The following is a 16,191-nucleotide window of genomic DNA, read 5'->3' as shown; positions in this document are numbered from 1 at the left end:
TCTTAATTTTAAGGAGTAATATCATGACACATCAACCAGTAGGTATTCGTTCAGTTGCCCTTAACTTCCCTAGCATTGTGCGTACCAACGATTATTGGCAACAGAATTACCCAGAATTGGTAACTGAGGCAGAGAGCAGAACCCTCGCGAAGCTGTTTAAACCTGCCGAACCTGCCGTTAACCAAAAAGAGCAAGACCTCCTCTGGTCTGAAGCTATAAGACCTTATCTGTCCGATCCCTTCCGAGGTACTGTTGAGCGGCGGGTGGTGGCTCCTGGTGAAACATCGTTAGCCTTAGAGTACGGGGCAGCTATAAGTGCCCTGGAAGCAGCAGAACTTTCCACAGATGAAATCGATCTGATGATTGTAACTACTTTGTTTCCTGAGCAAATCGCTCCTGGTAATGCTTCTTATCTCGCCCGTAAATTAGGACTGAACTGCCCCGCCTGGAATCTAGAGTCAACTTGTTCGAGTGCTTTAGTGGCAATGCAGAACGCCTCGGCGTTAGTGCAAACCGGAGAGTACCGCAATGTCCTAGTGGTGATTTCGTGCATCTATTCGCACTTTGTTGATGAAGATGATACCCTTTCGTGGTTTATGGCCGATGGTGCTGGTGCATTTTTAGTTAGTACCCTCAAACCGAACCAAGGAGTCTTGGGTACGAAAATTGTTCACACTCAAGCAACTTGTGGTGCTTTCTTTAATGAACTGGTTACAGACGCGAATGGCTTGCCAAGGATGCGGATACAGACTGGTGAAAGCGCCAGTAAGCAACTAGGTGGCACATCTGTTCATCTTGTCCGTACTTGCTGTGAAGGTGCGATCGCCTCTGCTGGTGTTAGTCTCAATGATATTAAGTTCTTTGCTTTCAATACACCAACTGCCTGGTACGCTAATCTGTGTGCCCGCTCACTAGGTATCGATCCAGACCGTACAATCAATCTCTACCCGTATTATGCAAACATTGGGTCTGTCCTCCCCATTGCCAATCTGTACTACGGCGCTCAATCAAAGAAAATTCGCGAAAACGATTTGGTACTTGTTTATACTATCGGTTCAGCATCTACTGCTGCTGCCACCGTCATGCGCTGGGGTGAAGTCAAACTGGGAACCCTCCCTGCTTCCGCAGTCAATCTGAATAAGTCAGTTAGCAACATCCTGACTACTGTATAGCAATTAATCTCAAAATCATCCCACAGGAGTTTCTCAAAGAAACTCCTGTGAATGAACCAACAATTCCACAGTTTCTATTGGTGGAAAACTGAAAATATTTGCCTACATAATTTGCCATCATAATCAGGAGAACAAAAATGTCTGTAATCCATTTATCCGCATACCTGGACTGGACGGTATTGAAAGAGATGAGATGCTCGGTGGTTCAGGGCACGATACTTTTGTACTTGGGGATGTTGCTGAATCCTACTATGATAATAAAGGTGGCTCTGACGTTTCTGACGCTGGTTTAATTGTTGACTTCAACCCTGATGAGGATTTCATTCAACTGAAAAAGTTGACAGATGGTAGCACTTATGTAGTAGCTCCTGGGCCTAATTCGACTGCGGGAAATGAATACACCACAGACATACTCATCAGTCGGCCAAATCAGCCGCTAGAACTGATTGCTAGCGTGCAAAGCGTGAAAAATCTGAATTTAAACGATAGTTACTTCGTTACTAGTTTGGATGGGAACAAAAAGAGTGGAATCTACATCTATTGAGGTTTTTATGGGCGATCGCAACCCTAAAAAATATAGGGTGAAACTTAATTGCGATCGCAATTACTACAATATTGCTGCGATCCAAATTCTAAAGTGTTTTCTCAGACTTTTTGCGTAAATATCAAAGAAAGACGCGATAAATAAGTATCATCCGTAACTATTTCCTACCAAACTTGAATCTTGTAAGTCAAGTTCCAGATTAATAAATCCATATTTATTCGCAGATGCAGACATAGATGCTCAAAACTTGACTAAACAAGAAAATATTCAAGCAATAAAGCCGATGTCTGCGCTTACAACATCAAACCAAAACTAGCTCACCATCAATTCAGATCGAAAGGAGAACAAGAATGACAGAATATAATCGCTTTCAACAGACACCAGCCAACAAATCTAGTAAGTCATTGTGGGTGGTTGGAGACTTGGTTAAATTTATCTCAACAGGTGAAGATACTGGTGGTAAATACGATCTATTTGATGCCTACGTTCCATCAAATGTCGGGACTACACCGCATATCCACCTTCAGCAAGATGAAGGATTTTACATTGTCGAGGGAACTGTAAAATTTCAGTTGAACGATCGAGTTATTACCGCAACTCCTGGAACTTTTGTGAATGTGCCTAAAGGGCAAACCCACGCCTATCGCAATCTTGAAGATAAGCCAGCGAGAATGATTATCCAAGGTATTCCCTCCGGGCTTGACAAATTGATTGAGGATACAAGTCGTCCAGGGACAGATATATCTGCGGCTTTTCCGCTATTTACAGATGAAGGACTTGATAAAATCGTGCAAGCCTTTAAGGATAACGCATCAGTACCCCTAGACTCAATAATTTTTGCTGGCACTGAATACAGCGTCAATGAAGATGGTTCTCCCATAGCAGCAGTAACTTTGATCCGCCCGTTAGATGATACAGGGGCAGTTGGTGCTACTATCACTTTGAAAGATGGTACTGCTAAATATCTCGAAGATTATAACGGTTCTCAGCAGATAAAGGTTAACTTTGCTGACGGAGAGAGAGTTAAAGTTGTAAACATTGCGATCGTTGATGATAATTCAATCGAGGCTAATAAAACTATCAACCTCACCTTGAGCGATGCTACTGGCGGTGCAATCATTGGGCTATTACAGAATACAGCTAGTTTGACAATTGTAGACAATGACGCTCGACCCAAAGGAAAAGACGGTGTTCTTCTGGTTGGAGATGATAGTGATAACATCCTTATCGGTGGGAAAAGCAGTGAAAACATTATTGGTGGAAAAGGAAACGACCTTCTTACGGGTGGTGGAAATATAGACTTGTTTACAGTTCAACTTGGTAACGGCATCGACACCATTACTGACTTTGGTGGTGTAGGGTCGGGATCTCGGCCATCTACATACGTATCTGCTGAAATTGATACTCTAAAATTTGAGGGTAATGGGCTGACTGCTAGAAATCTGCTCTTAACTCAGAATCAAGATGATCTGCTCATAACCTTTGAGGGAGTTGAGAATACTGGGGTCGTCTTGCAAAAATTTGCCTTACAAAACCTAGATAACCTTCGCCAAGCCACAGGTGCATCGGTGGATATTGGCAATATTTTGTTTAACGGGCAGACGGGGTTTCAAGACAGCTTTGATGTCTTGAATGCGAATGAACAAAGAAGTAGTGTTTACAATCGTAACTCGGTAACATTCCTGAACGATCTTAATAATAATACTAGTGGCTTTGACAAATCTAATGATGTTATTAACGGTCAGGGTGGCAATGACTATCTGTTGGGGTTGAGCGGTGATGACTTGCTTCGGGGCGGTGCTGGCAATGATACCCTTGTAGGCGGCTTTGGTTGGGATACTCTGATTGGTGGTAGTGGCAAAGACACATTCTCCTTTACATCTGGATCGGGGATTGATACCATTGTTGACTTTACTGATGGGGAAGATTCTATTGGGCTTTTTGGTGGTCTGACATTTGCCGATTTAACAATCTATCAAGGTACTGGTGGTAGTGTAAATGATACTTTGATTAATATTACCAGCAGCAATGAGCCTTTAACGATCTTGAGTGGGGTACAAGTCAGTACTATAACAAGTGCTGATTTCTTGATTGTCTAGCTCTCTTTAACTAATCTGAGATTGCCAAATAAAACTATCAACAATTGAGATTTACAATTGGCAATTGCTGTGTACAGAAAAACTTAAATACGCAACCTTCAAATTAATATGGATAAGCTCACTTTTTCAACGCAAATAGATCAACATTCCAGCGTGTCAAAGGTATCGGGAGAATGGCGAGTCCGAGGACTTCGAGGCGCAACGACAGTCAGCTACAACTCTATAAAAGCAATTACTGAGGCTGTAGATGAATTATTAAACGCCTTAGAAACAAACAATGTTTTAGATCCTGATGAAATCGTCAGTGTTACCTTTTCTGCAACTTCAGATTTGGATGCAATGTTTCCGGCTGCGGTAGCACGTCGTCGTCCTGGTTGGGATCGAGTTCCTTTGCTAGATGTGCAACAGATGCAGGTTGCCAATAGCCTCGATCGCTGCATTCGGGTGCTAATCCACTTAAACACTCCTCTACCCCAGAATGCATTACGCCCAGTCTATCTACACCGTGCCGCTCAGTTACGTCCAGATATAGCATTGTTACGTTAGGCGTAGGCGTAGTCCGCACTTCGACTTGGCTCAGTGACCATCGCAGACATCGCTCTGCAAGACTTTAGTTAAATTATCGATACATTTATAATGTCTCATGTTGCAAGAAAAACTGAAACAGATTGACCAAAAATTGATCGATCTATTAGGAAAAAGAATTGCAGTATTGGCTGAATCAGAACACATTTCCTTAGAGGAACAAACTACTAATTTCACATTTTCCTTAATAGAAAGTGGTGTTCCAGAGTCACTTTGGAAAAATCTTGTTATGGGCTGTATCTCTGCCGTTGCAACTGCAAATTTTCCTGTTGCTAAGGTAAAACCGCGACGAGTTACTTTAGTTGGCGGATGCGGTCTAATGGGGCACTTCTTCCAGCAAAAGTTATCTGCCGCAGGTCATCACGTTAGTATTCTCGATCGCAGTGACTGGGAACAAGCAAAATTGCTATTAGCTGGAGCAGATTTAGTTTTAGTCTGTGTTCCAATTGAATACACAATAGAGGTAATCCGTAAACTTGCTCAATACCTAACGCCAACTACTGCTTTAGCTGACATTGCTAGTATTAAAACTCCTATCTTACAAGCTATGCTTGAGCATCATAGTGGGCCTGTCATGGGCTTTCATCCAATGTTTGGCCCAGGGATAAAATCTTTCTTGTCTCAAAAAGTTGTGGTCTGTCCAGGTCGAGAAGATGCTGCCTTTCAATGGTTTATAGATTTGATTGCCAATGATGGCGGCAAACTGATTACATCTACACCAGAAGAACACGACCAAATGATGATGGTTGTTCAGGCAATTCGTAACTTTAAAACCTTTAGCCTTGGTGTTTTATTGGCAGAAGAAAAAATTGACATTCGTCGTAGCTTAGACTTCTCTAGCCCAGTTTACCGTCTGGAAATTGATATGGCTAGTCGCATGTTCACCCAGTCTGCATCTATGGTAGTAGACATTATGCTAGCTACACCAGAGCGCCGTGCAGCCATAAGTAGACTAGCATCTACTTATGATCGATTAGCACAATTAATTATTCAAAACGATCGCGAAACTCTGATCCAGGAATTCAAACTAGCACACAGCTTTTTAGGAGAAGATATTAATAGTGCTGCTGAGGAAAGCACTTATGTGATTAATGCCCTAAGTGTATTACTAGCAGCGAAGGAAGAGGCAGGGGGCAGGGGGCAGGGGGCAAGGGGAAAGGGTTTAAATCCCTTACCCTTTTCCCTTTCCCCTTTCCCCAGTCCTCACAAGCGCATTTTTGGCTGATAAATATCTCTGGATCTACCCTCTTGCGGTAAAGTTGCATAAGAATGTGCATCTAAAGCCAGGAGGAAAGAGTTGTGAAAGCAGTCTTGATGACAGCAGCTGGCAATCCCGAAGTTCTACAAGTGCAGGATGTGCCAAACCCTGCTGTTCCTGTCGGGAATACTGAACTTTTAGTGCGTTTGGTGGCGGCTGGCATTAACCCCATTGACACTAAACTTCGGAGTCGAGGCAGTTTCTACCCCGATCGCACGCCAACAATTTTAGGATGTGATGGTGCAGGGATCGTGGAAGCAGTGGGTGCTGGCGTTCAGCGTTTTCGCGCAGGTGATGAAGTATATTTTTGCTATGGAGGCTTGGGCGCACACCAAGGAAATTACGCTGAATATACCGTTGTCGATGAGCGGTTTGTGGCACGTAAACCCGCCTCTATCTCTTTTGCCGAAGCCGCAGCAGCACCTTTAGTATTAATCACCGCCTGGGAAGCTTTATATGAACGGGGACGATTAGAACCTGGGGAACGGGTTTTGATTCATGCGGGTGCTGGTGGTGTCGGCCATGTAGCAATTCAATTGGCGAAACTCAAAGGTGCTACTGTTTCCACCACAGTGGGTTCTGAAGAAAAAGCTAATTTTGTCAAAGAACTCGGTGCCGATAATGTAATTTTTTACAAACAAACAGACTTTGTGCAAGCGGTATTAGATTGGACTGGTGGCGAAGGCGTAGACTTGGCTTTTGATACCGTAGGTGGCGAAACTTTTCACAAAACCTTCCCCGCAGTGCGAGTCTATGGCGATATTGTCACAATTCTCGAACCAAATGCCAATACTGTTTGGAAAACTGCTAGAACTCGCAACCTCCGCATTGGTTTAGAATTCATGTTGGCACCAGCTTTGCTAGGATTACAAGATAGTCTCCACCATCATGCAGAAATTCTCGAACAATCTGCCACCTGGATCGATGAAGGCAAATTAAAAATCCATGTGAGTCACAAATTTCCCTTAAAAGAAGCAGCTAAAGCCCACCAATTAATTGAAAGTGGGTCTGTGACAGGTAAAATTGTTCTGCTGATTAGTGACGAACGATCGAAACAATTTGCATAATTTATCTTTTAAACGCAAAGGCACGCAGAGGTTAAACGCAAAGGTACACAGAGGAGTTTCTTGGCGTACCTCTGCGCTTCCCTTAGCCTTCCTTTGCGTTTTACTCTTCCTCCCCCTACCAGCTTCGGCAGCACAAACACAACCAGAACGCACACCCTTAACCCTAGAATTATTGCAAGAACGACTACGCACACCGATACTCCGCGAAGGAAATTTAACCGTAGATTTGCAAAAAATGGCGATCGATTTACGCCCAGAAAACGCCAGCTTTCGTGATGCTTTTTACCAACTACTGCGAAAAGAACTCGGTACAAAACCTCTGGGTTTAGACCTCAGCTATGCTTTGATTCTGGGGGATTTTGTCGGCAGCGATTTGGGTTTAAGAACACCATTGTATGCAAAAGCCATTGCACCCATTTTCACCGCTACCGAACAAGAAAAACTAGAACGTTTGCGCTTTGTTTGTCTAGAGTCACTCGCCATCGCTTTACCCAACTCTAAAGATTGTCGATCGCTTCTGGGAACAGAGTCAACCCCAGCCAGTGAAATCGCCGTCTTTCGTGGTGTCTTAACACTGGTGCAAACTCGCTTCAATGGCGAAGTGAAGTTTTCCAATACTTTTTTTCTTCAGTCTGTTGATGCCCAAGGTGCAACTTTTCTCCAACCTACTGACTGGACTCAAACCAGATTTGCTCGTCCTGTTAGTTTTACCAGTGTTAACTTCCAACAACCAAGCAATTTTCAGGGCAGTATATTTTTTGAAAAAGCTAACTTTAAAAAAATTAAATTTCGGGAACTGGCTGATTTTCAAGGTAGTATCTTTGAGACAACTGCCAACTTTAACCAAGCAATTTTTAAACAGTTGGCTAAATTTAGTAGTGTCCAATGGCAAGGAAATGCTGATTTGTCGGAAGTAGATTTTGCCAGTCAAGCCCAGTTTACTAAAGCTGATTTTAATCAGTTTCTTCTTTTAACAGAAGCGATTTTTGAGCAAGGTGTAAGCTTCCGAGAAGCGGAGTTTAACCTATTGATAAATCTGCAAGGTGCAAATATTCTTAACCTTGCAGATTTTAGTGATGCCAGGTTTGCTAAAGAGGCTTGTTTAAGCGTACCTGGTTTAAGTTTTAACTCTAACCAAGCGAAAATTTTAGGTAATCCCGGTCAGATTGGTCAGATGTTCTGCATCCCAACATTGCAAGGTAATCAAAACGTCTTGCGGAATTTGGGGCAAAATTTTCGTCAGCAACAGCAAGTTGCCGATGCTAATAAACTGGAATACACAAAACAACGATTGCGATTAATCGAGTTTGGGCATCGGTTGACGGCTACAAATATTAATAGTGCAACTGTTGCAAGTTTGATGAATTTGGGTTTTTCTGCAACTCAAGCCCAAGCGATCGCCCAGCGTCGTCTGCTAAAATCCTTTCGCAACAGTAGTGAGTTACTCACCATTGCAGACATCGATTTAGAAAAATATACCCAACTAAGCGATCGCTTAATTGTTGGCGAAACCCTTTCTATTGTTGGGTGGTTGCTGCAAGCTTGGAGTTGGTTGGCGTTGAGTGTATTGTTATTGTTGAGTGGCTATGGGACAAATTTTTGGTTAGTTTTTGGCGTGGGAGGATTAGCGATCGCTTATTTCGGGCTACTATTTTGGCTAGTGGATCGCTATCGTCGGCTGCATCCCTTACCAATTATTCCCACATCTTACGAAACCATTTCGATATTAGTCAGTTTTAGCGTTTTAGAATTCTTCAGCTTAGTAGCGATCTTTCGCAATGCCGAACAACCTTGGCTGACATTGGGATGTCTGGTAATAATTCTTGTCCCCGTCCCAATGGCTTTATCGATCCGACTTTACCAACAAGGTCGTTATCATGACTTAATGGACGTTTCTTATTTCACAGAAGACGGCACATTTCGCCAGTTGCGATTATTGATTGGACGTTTGCCAGTGATACCAAGGAATGAGACATTTCGGGAACGATATATGCCTCTGTTGGGCGATCGCCGTTGGAACTGGCTCAACTACTATGATTTTAGTCTCAACAATCTAGTGAAATTAGGATTTAACGACATTCGCTTGCGAGACGAACACCTACCAGGTATTATCTCTGCACTTGCTTGGTATCAATGGAGTTTGGGTTTAATTTACATCACCCTAGTTTTATGGACACTTTCCCGCACAATTCCGGGATTGAATTTGCTGATTTATCTGAAGTAATTCCTGCACTTTTTATTAGCGCTAATATGATACAACGTAGTGTATAATGCCAGCAATTATACTATTTACTGCTATCAGTCTCGTAGTATATAGCGGTTATCGTTTATATGAAGTAAATTTTTCAACCTCACCCCCAACGCCTCCTCTTACAAAGGAAAGAAGAGTGTTTACACGTTTCAAATACGGGATGAGGATATGACTGTGTTGCACCCAAGTGAGAACCACTATAACGTCAGATCAACCCAGATTAAATATAGCCGTAGTCACACATGTTAGGATATTTTGAAAGCATGAAAGTTAGGAATAGTAATACTTTTACCTCTTGCTTCTGGTCACTAAGCGTCTTGCCCTGAGCGCAGTCGTTGGCGCAACCTCTCGTAGAGAAGGGAGTCGAAGTGCTGCCTTCTGCCTCCTGCTATATCTAAAAATTTGGTAAATTTATCAAAAGATTGTTCATTGTAAATAAATAAGTCGGCATAATAAAACCAAACTATATAAATAAATATAAACTAGGCTAAAACCCTTTCCCCTCCTGCCTTTTGACTTCTGTCTATTACCTTATCCCAACGACAAATTTTTACACCAACCTACTTAATATTTAAACAAAATTAAATTTTATTATACAAATAAATCATTTATTTTTTATAAATTATTATCTAAAAATATCTACAACTTTGATATTTTTATCAAAACATTTTTCATTGTTTTTGAAAATTAAATCATATACATTGTAAGTGTAAGTAGCAAGTGATGAAAAATTGATTATCTAATAAAGATAACAAAATAATCTAACAGCTACTAACTAGTTTTGCTAACAAAAAGATAACAAATAAGTCACAAAAAAGACTTAATGTTTGTCTATTTTAACGTGAATTCGATCGACGGATCTCAAAAACCCCGTTTCCATTCCTTTCTCCCACAGCGAGAGAGGCTTTGAAACCATAATTTTCTCGTTGTCAACGAAGAATATTTCTGCCCATCTTTGCGTCGCAGAGGGGTTGGGGAGAGGTTTATCGAACTGACGTTATTTTATGTTGCGATGTTAGCAAGATTTTTATCCAAACAATAGGAGGATTAATCCTAATGGCAGAAGATTTGAGTAACGGTGGTAGCAGTAACTCCTCTACTAGTGGGAACAATCCGATTGAACAATCACCCTTCGGTCGCTTGGAAGAAGTTGTCGGTAAGGAAGGGGTCAAAAATCTATTCAGTGGTGTTGGTAAGGGAGAAGATGGCAGTAGCCCATTTGGTGGTAGTGCTGGTGGCGGTGGCAGTCAGCCTGATTTAGCCTACGGTGGTAATCCTTTCGCTGGCGACAACTTCTGGAATATCTTTGCAGGCGGTGTAAACCCATCTAAAGTTAGCGGTAGCCCATCCACAGGCGGTGGTAGCCCATTCGGAGGCGGCAGTAGCGCATCCACAGGCGGTGGCAACCCATTCGGAGGCGGCAGTAGCCCATCCACAGGCGGCGGTAGCCCATCCACAGGCGGCGGTAGCCCATCCACAGGTGGCGGCAACCCATTCGGAGGCGGCAGTAGCACATCCACAGGTGGTGGCAACCCATTCGGAGGCGGCAGTAGCGCATCCACAGGTGGTGGCAACCCATTCGGAGGCGGCGGTAGCGCATCCACAGGCGGTGGTAGCCCATCCACAGGTGGTGGCAACCCATTCGGAGGCGGCAGCGATCCTTTGACTGGCGGCGGTAGCCCATCCACAGGCAGTGGTAGCGACCCTTTGACTGGTGGTAGCAGCCAAACCTATGGTATTAGCACAACTGAAATACCGGACGGGTTTACTTTGAGGGCTACTATTGACAAGCTAGTTAACTCAGGGCTTGACAAGGAAGTGGGTGGTGGACAAATCCCTTCATCTGGTGGTGGACAAATCCCTTCATTTGGTGGTGGACAAATCCCGTCATTTGGTGGACAAACCTCTTCATCTGGTGGTGGACAAATCCCTTCATTTGGTGGACAAACCTCTTCATCTGAAGGTGGACAAATCCCATCATTTGGTGGTGGACAAATTCCATCATTTGGTGGTGGACAAATTCCGTCATTTGGTAGTTGACAAAGCTCGTTTACTTAATACAATAGTTCCGAAAATCAGCAGATAAATAGAGCAGAACAATAATGAGTTCTTCAGTACATAGTATGCTAGTACAGCTTGGCGCAAATAAACATATCATTCGATAAACCTCAAAAGCATGTATTATCAGTTATGTGCCTTCTGCCTCACTGTACTAGTTTGCTATTTTACGCCCTGAAACTCTTTAGAGATAAAAGTTTAAGCAATACTTTCTATTAATTTGATGGAAAGATTATTAAAGCCTTTATTCTTAAAGAGATTTTGGGTTGAGCAAATTCATAATTTGTATAACAGGTACTGAAGACTCCATAAATTTTTAAATAATAAATAGGAGAATTAGTGCCAATGGAAGCGTCTGCTGTCAATCCCATTAATGGTGGAGTTAATCCCTTAAGTTCAGGTGGCGCTAGCAATCTGTATAGTGCTAATTCCTTTGCTGCCAATAGCAGTTTTTCTGCTGAAGGCAGCCTGTTAACGGGTAGTAGCAATCTGTTATTAGGTAACGGTAACAATCCCATTCCAGGTGGCGGTATTAACCCGTTTGCAGGTGATGGTGGCAGTGGGCTTCAGAAATTAATCTTTGAACGATTAAAGTTAGTTTTGGGTGATAACTATTTCAAGAATATTGACAAGACATTGGCAGGAGGTAGTAACCCGTTTGCAGCCAGTGGTTATCCCATTCCAGGTGGGGCTAACAACCCTTTTGCAGGTAACAGTAATCCGATCGCAGGTGGGGCTACCAACCCTTTTGCAGGTAGCAGCAATCCGATCGCAGGTGGCGCTGACAACCCATTTACAGGCGGTGGTAATCCGATCGCAGGTGCTGGAGGTCTGCTTCAACAATCGCCTTTCGATCCGTTGAAAGAAGTCCTTGGTAACAATATACCTTTTAGTAACACTGGGAATATATCTAATTCAGGTAGCCAAACCTTTAATCAGAGCAACGCACCGGTTGGCAATGGTAACAAGGACTCTGGTAGTAATAACGCAACTATTGGTAATTTTAACTCGGATTCTGGCAGTAACAGTGCAACCATTGGTAATGGTAACTGGAACTTTAATAATGACAACACAACTATCGGAAATGGCAACTGGCTATTTGGAAAGGATAACACAACCCTTGGTAACGGCAACTGGTATTGGGACAAGGGAAGTAATAATGCAACACTAGGTAATGGTAATTGGCATTTCGGCAGCGACAACGCAACCATTGGAAACGGCAATTGGGATTTTGGTAAAGATAATACAATTATTGGTAATGGTAACTGGGTTTTTACCAATGGAAATGAAATTATTGGTAATGGCAATTGGTTAACAAAGACTGACAATACAACGATTGGAAACGTCAATAATCTCAGCAGTTTAAAGTTATCCCCACTTGGGATAAAAACTGATGTTAACAATCTGATTGACTCTCTGATAGGTAAAGTAGGTCAAAATTTTCTTGGCTTCACAGGAAATTTTGATGCATCAAGTAGCCAAACCTTTAACCGCCTCATCTCTTCTAAAAGTGTTGGTAATGACACTAATATATCTAAGGATATTGAGCAACTTTTGGCATCACTCAGCCCAATTCAAGGAAATTTCATCAATTATCAGCCTGTGCAAAACCCTCAGCCTGTCCCAGAACCTGCTGCTTCAGTGCCATTGTTAGTAATGGGACTGGTGTGTTTGCTGTTGTCACTGTTCAAAAAACAACAACACTGTTAACGTAAATTCAACCTTTCTCAACTAATTGCGATCGCACTTCCTGTTTTATGTTTCTCTACCAGGTTAACTTACAGCAGTAATTAGCGAGAATTGATGCTGTCCGCGCCAAGCAGGCAACAGGCAATAGGCAATAGGAAAGAAAGTTTCTTAGTTGTACTGAGTTTTTTCAGAAATCAAATACTAGTCCTATAGCTACGCTTCGGGCGCAGCCTCTCGTAGAGAAGGGCGCAGCCGAAGTGACGCACTATAGAGCAACTCATAATATTATGTCCACTTGATTGCTTATTAAATCCGAAGAACCCCACCCTCGCCAAAGCTACGCTTTATCTCCCCTCCCTGCAAGCGGGGAGGGGTTGGGGGTGGGGTGTAATGACTGTGGTTTGCATAACTAATTATGCGGACATGATATAAGTTCATTACAACAATTGTTGCAATGATTTAAACCTTTCTTATACATGAATAAGTAATTGTTGCAAAGCATGAAACCTTTGCAGCAACTGCTTATACCTTTCTTGGAAATACTTAAACCTTTCTTATACATGAACAAGTAATTGTTGCAAAGTATGAAGTCTTTGCAGCAACTGCTTATACCTTTCTTGGAAATACTTAAACCTTTCTTATACATGAAAGAGCAATTGTTGCAAACGCTTCAATTTTGGCAACTAGTGTTCAAGGTTAAGCGAGTTACGAGTGTTGATACCAAGAAAAGGGGAGACAAAGCATAGCTTTGGCTCTTTGGGGTGCAATGATTGTAGGAATCATAACTAATTTCCGAACTTCCGCGCGGAGTTTTATGAGTCCTATAGCTGTATTTGCTAAATTTGATGGGCGATCGCTTAAAATTTAAAAGTTGGTGATTGTTATCTGCTCAGAAGAATGCCTCACTCAAGTTTTCAGCGTGCAAATACTCTTAAAGCGGCTTTTTTGGCTTGTAATGTTGAGCCGCTTGAACCAGCAGAAATGGAACGGTATTATGTCGATCTGTCGCTGGTGCGGAAAACTTCGGCTATTGATAATGTCAGTACAATTTTGGATTTTCAAGAAGCAGGTGATTTTACAACAATTTTATTTACCGGACATCGCGGTTGTGGAAAAAGTACGGAGTTAAAAAAAATTCAGAGTCTTTGGGAAAATAATTATCGAGTTATTTATTTGGAAGCGAATGAAGAGACAGATATTAATGATACTCGGTATACAGATTTATATTTGATTGTAATTAAACAAGTTGAATTTGAATTACGAAAATTAGGTTTAACTTTTAATCAAGATTTATTAAAAAGTTTTGAGTCATGGTTTAAAGACATTACTCAAGAAAACGAGCAAAGTGTCGAAAAATCAGTCAACGTCGAGGCAGAAGCAACTCTCAGCCCTACTGCGCCATTTCTTGCCAAACTAATGGTTAAATTGCTGGCACAAATTAAAGGCTCAGACAAGCAAAAAACAACTATTCGGCAAACTCTAGAAAAAGATTTATCTCGCCTCAAATCTGATACTAATCTGTTATTAAGCGACGCTTACGCAAAATTGCGGCAAACATTTCCTGAGTGTAAAGGTTTATTAATTATCTTCGATAATTTGGATCGGGTTCCTCCTGTCGTAGCAGAACATTTATTCTTTGATTATGCGGCTCAGATGCAGGAATTAAATTGTACAATTATTTATACAGTACCGATTTCAATTCTTTGTTCGCCGAAAAATCCCCTAAATCAATTTGATGGTAATCCTCATATTGTGCCGATGATTAATATCTATGAATTTGAACGGCATAAATGCGATCTAAATTACGATCAGACGGGCTTAGATGCGATGGCAAGTGTAATTGAAAAGCGGGTTGATATTGATGCAATTTTCGAGAGCCGTAATCAATTATTAGAACTAGCAAAAGCAAGTGGTGGCCATGTGCGTCAGTTAATGCAAATGATGCGCTCTGCATGTCAAACAGCGAGTACCCGAAAACATGCAAAAATTATCTCCGAAGATATAGAGTATGCAGTTAAACAGCAACAATTTAGTTTTGAGCGGTTTATTCCTGAAGAACATTACGCTCATTTGGCTCAGGTTTGTTTAACTAAAAATGTCAGTAAAGATGAAATTGGACAATTAATGTTATTTAATACTTCCGTGTTGGAATATAACGGCGATAAACGATGGAATTATCCAAATCCGGTGGTGAAGCGAAATGAGTTCTTCCAACAAGCTCTCCAATCAGCACAACAACAGTGAACTTCAAGCCGAAATAGGTAAATTTATTGCCTATAATCAAGATGAATTTGCTGAATTGGTGACATTTGTCGATTTTGCAGAAAAATTTACGTTAGGTTTTATTGAAATTAACTTTACACCCGATATAGACTTATTAATTGCTGGATTGCAACAGAATCCTCAATGTGAAGAAATCCAATTTGTGGTTTTAGATTTTCCTGAGAAGAATTTGCGATTTCTGCGGGATGAATTGGTGGAGCAATTAGCCAAAATTACTAAAGAAAAAAATAAAAAACTTGTTTTATTAATTCGGAATTTAGAAAAATCAATTGGTGTTTTTGGAGATTATCCACCAGTTTTACAGGATTTAAACTTCGTCCGCGATTCCTATCGTCAAACCGTACCTCATCCGCTTTTATTTATCTTGCCAGATTATGCGATTTCGCGGTTAGCAAAATTTGCACCTGATTTTTGGGCTTGGAAATCAGGTTTATTTCGCTTTAAAACTACAGAATTGACTAGAGATAGGGCAATTGCCAATACTCTGAATGCAGACACGAATATAGAACGCTTACCAACACCAGAACAACAAGAACGTATCGATTTATTACATAGCTTATTGATGGAATATAACCCAACTGGAGAAATACCCAGCCCAGAACATCTCCGCAATTGCTGTAATATTTTAAATGAATTGGGCAAAGCATATTTAAGTCAGCGCAAACCAATCCAAGCTAGAGAGTATTTAGAAAAAGCTTGCGAAATTATCAAGAAATTTCCTGATTATTCCTTAGAAATCGAAGTTATCAATCAGTTAGGTAAAAGCTATCAGCAGCAACGACAGTTTGAAAGTGCAAACAGGTATCATCAACAAGCTTTAGATATTGCCAAAAAGCAGAAAAATCGTTCTGCTGTCGCCAATTCCTTGTTTTATTTAGGTAATGTATCTCTGGATATGCGACAGTTCCACCAAGCACGGGATTATTATCAACAAGTCCTGGAAATAGATATCGAATTTGGCGATCGCTATTCGAGTGCTAGCACTTACCACAACTTGGGAAGCGTTGCCAAAGAGTTGCGCCAATACGACCAGGCACGGGATTATTATCAACAAGCCCTGGAAATCAAAATCGAATTTAGCGATCGCTATAACTGTGCTAGCACTTACCACAACTTGGGAATGGTTGCCCAAGAGTTGCGCCAATACGACCAGGCACGGGATTATTATCAACAAGCCCTGGAAAT

At 41.6% G+C, this 16,191-nt stretch carries 11 protein-coding genes; all 11 read left to right on the top strand.

What is annotated here, in order from left to right; translation table 11 throughout:
* Window positions 1–23: 23 nt before the first annotated feature.
* The gene (locus tag RM049_RS03045; RefSeq protein ID WP_322703114.1) at window positions 24–1,172 is read left to right on the top strand and encodes a 3-oxoacyl-ACP synthase III family protein; all 1,149 of its coding nucleotides are present in this window, start codon (window positions 24–26) and stop codon (window positions 1,170–1,172) included.
* Between the two features lie 193 nt (window positions 1,173–1,365).
* Window positions 1,366–1,716 (top strand): hypothetical protein, encoded by a 351-nt coding sequence (locus tag RM049_RS03040; RefSeq protein ID WP_322703113.1) that lies wholly within the window; start codon window positions 1,366–1,368, stop codon window positions 1,714–1,716.
* Window positions 1,717–2,066: 350 nt separating this feature from the next.
* A complete protein-coding gene (locus RM049_RS03035; protein ID WP_322703112.1) occupies window positions 2,067–3,815 on the top strand; it encodes a cupin domain-containing protein in 1,749 nt (582 codons plus the stop codon).
* Window positions 3,816–3,923: 108 nt separating this feature from the next.
* A complete protein-coding gene (gene aroH / locus RM049_RS03030) occupies window positions 3,924–4,361 on the top strand; it encodes a chorismate mutase (protein ID WP_322703111.1) in 438 nt (145 codons plus the stop codon).
* Between the two features lie 97 nt (window positions 4,362–4,458).
* Window positions 4,459–5,625, top strand: coding sequence for a bifunctional chorismate mutase/prephenate dehydrogenase (tyrA, locus tag RM049_RS03025; protein WP_322703110.1), 1,167 nt, complete (start codon window positions 4,459–4,461; stop codon window positions 5,623–5,625).
* Between the two features lie 74 nt (window positions 5,626–5,699).
* Complete coding sequence (locus RM049_RS03020; RefSeq protein WP_322684412.1) at window positions 5,700–6,725, top strand: zinc-dependent alcohol dehydrogenase family protein; 1,026 nt, start codon at window positions 5,700–5,702, stop codon at window positions 6,723–6,725.
* The gene (locus RM049_RS03015; RefSeq protein WP_322703109.1) at window positions 6,718–8,949 is read left to right on the top strand and encodes a pentapeptide repeat-containing protein; all 2,232 of its coding nucleotides are present in this window, start codon (window positions 6,718–6,720) and stop codon (window positions 8,947–8,949) included. Before RM049_RS03020 ends, RM049_RS03015 begins: the two co-directional genes overlap by 8 nt.
* A 1,083-nt stretch (window positions 8,950–10,032) precedes the next feature.
* Complete coding sequence (locus RM049_RS03010; protein ID WP_322703108.1) at window positions 10,033–11,016, top strand: hypothetical protein; 984 nt, start codon at window positions 10,033–10,035, stop codon at window positions 11,014–11,016.
* Window positions 11,017–11,379: 363 nt separating this feature from the next.
* Window positions 11,380–12,744: a hypothetical protein gene (locus tag RM049_RS03005; protein ID WP_322703107.1), complete on the top strand. Its 1,365-nt coding sequence runs from the start codon at window positions 11,380–11,382 to the stop codon at window positions 12,742–12,744.
* Between the two features lie 876 nt (window positions 12,745–13,620).
* Window positions 13,621–14,967 (top strand): P-loop NTPase fold protein, encoded by a 1,347-nt coding sequence (locus tag RM049_RS03000; RefSeq protein ID WP_322703106.1) that lies wholly within the window; start codon window positions 13,621–13,623, stop codon window positions 14,965–14,967.
* Window positions 14,924–16,191, top strand: a 1,268-nt coding sequence (locus RM049_RS02995; protein WP_322703105.1) for a tetratricopeptide repeat protein, incomplete at its 3' end; no start/stop codon positions are given. The genes RM049_RS03000 and RM049_RS02995, both read left to right, overlap by 44 nt.

The organism is Nostoc sp. DedQUE04, from assembly GCF_034530995.1.
In the GTDB taxonomy this organism is placed as follows: Bacteria; Cyanobacteriota; Cyanobacteriia; order Cyanobacteriales; family Nostocaceae; genus Nostoc.
The sequence above is the reverse complement of the archived record's forward strand: the minus strand, read 5'-3'. Positions and strand labels throughout refer to the sequence as shown.